Origin of the sequence: Sphaerisporangium aureirubrum, from assembly GCF_042658925.1 — a bacterium.
GTDB lineage: Bacteria > Actinomycetota > Actinomycetes > Streptosporangiales > Streptosporangiaceae > Sphaerisporangium > Sphaerisporangium aureirubrum.
The window spans coordinates 1-1,774 of record NZ_JBHSRF010000179.1; the positions used below are offsets into that span (position 1 = coordinate 1).

Here is a 1,774-nt window from a genome sequence, read left to right on the forward strand (position 1 = left end):
CCCGCTCCCCCGGCCCCAGCCCAACCCACCCGCTCCCATCCCCGAACACCACAACTGGCACCCGAACCCGCACACCCCCACCACGCGGTTCGTCTCGCGGAGCAGAACTCCTCCCGGGGGCCCTCGCCTCACCCTCTCCCGGGTGGGCCTCGATCCACACGATGTCGGCGTCGACGACCACACGGTCCCGGCGTGGCGACCCGTAACGGCTCGGCAGTACGCGTGGGTCGCCACTCAAGACGATCTCGGCCGTGACGGCCGCCCGCGCGCGCACCAGCTCGGCCACCGGCCCCGTGGTGACCGCCTGCACCCGGAACGCGACCCCACCCGCCGTGGCCCCGACCCCCGCCAGCACGGCGAGACACACATTCCCCCACGCCGCCCCTCCCACCCCGGCGAACCCGCCCCGCCCGCCCCCCGAGACCTGGAGACACGGCCACCGGGCACCTTGGAAGCACGGCCACCGAACGACCGAACGCCCGGCGTACAGAAGGATCACGACCGTCAGTGCGAGCACGGAGGTGATCAGGCCGGTGGTGGCGGAGCATCCCAGCAGGACGGCCGCCGTCCCCCATGCGGCCAGCGCTGAAGGCGCCAACCGCCAGGACCACGCTCCCGACCTCGCTCCCCCGGCTGGGGCCGCCGGTCGCGAGGAGTGCACGCCGTCGTCAGGTGCCGGACGGGAGGGGGTCATACGCGCACCCTCGGCCGGAGATCCGCGTACTTCCGCTCGCCTATGCCGGTGACGTCGCGGAGTTGGTCGACGCTGCGGAAGCCGCCGTGGGTCTGGCGGAACTCGGTGATGCGGGTGGCCAGCACTTCGCCGACTCCGGGGAGGGTCTCGAGCTGGCCGGCGGTGGCGGTGTTGAGATCGAGGGGGGGGGGTGGGGCCGCCGCCGGGTCCGGAGCGGGAGGTGGTGGAGCGAGCGTGCCGGGCTTGGCGCCGACGATGATCTGTTCGCCGTCGGTGAGGCGGCGGGCCAGGTTGAGGCCTGTCGCGGTCACTCCGGCGCGGAATCCGCCTGCGGCGGTCACCGCGTCGGCGACCCGGGCACCCATGGGGAGGGTCACCAGGCCGGGTCTCCGTACCTTGCCGGTCACGTGGACGACGACTTGGGCCGTGGGGGCGCCGGAGGCTCCGGGTGGGGGTGGTTGCGCCACCGGGGCCGGGCCCGCGACAGGAAGTGCGGGGCCGGCCGGTGTGGACGTACCGCTGGAGGGTTGGAGGGCTGCAGGGAAGGTCGTCGTGGCGACGGGGAGGAGTGGGAGGGGGTCGGGCACCGGGCGGGTGCGCCATAGGTAGACGCCGCCGGTGAGGAGGGCAAGCAGGCCTGCCACCAGGAGGACCCGCAGACCTGGACGGCCGGGGTCCAGGGACGGGGCGTGTTCGGCGAGGAAGCGGGACAGGCGGGTGCGTGGCGAGGGAGCGGAGACGGGTTTCGACCAGCTGTGGGCGGCCGGAGGGGGGTCGTCGTCCGTGTCCAGCCAGGGGGTGTCGCGTACCCGGACGTCGCGTAGCGAGGGGGCTTGGGATGGCGTCCAGGGCCGGGTGTCGCGTAGTGGGGGATCCTTGGGCGGCGCATCCCATGGCGAGGGATCCTCTGGCGAGGCGTCAGGGAGCGAGGCATCCCGGAGCGAGGTGTCGTACGGCCAGGTGGCGTGGGGTGGGGAGTCCCGTGGGCGGGTGTCCTGGGGTGGGGGGTCTGTTCGCTGGGGTGGGGCGAGATGTTGCGCAGGGGGGCTGGCGGTATGTGGGGGGGGTGAAGGAGGAGAG

The 1,774-nt window shown here is 73.8% G+C and carries 2 protein-coding genes; both read right to left on the reverse strand.

Annotation, left to right across the window (positions count from 1 at the left end; translation table 11 throughout):
* The coding region (locus ACFP1K_RS41015) for a hypothetical protein (RefSeq protein ID WP_380764002.1) at positions 1-286 on the reverse strand (286 nt) is incomplete at its 3' end.
* A 404-nt stretch (positions 287-690) separates the two neighbouring features.
* Positions 691-1,338 carry a helix-hairpin-helix domain-containing protein gene (locus ACFP1K_RS41020; protein ID WP_380764004.1) on the reverse strand — a complete coding sequence of 216 codons (648 nt, stop codon included), beginning with the start codon at positions 1,336-1,338 and terminating at the stop codon, positions 691-693.
* Positions 1,339-1,774 lie beyond the last annotated feature (436 nt).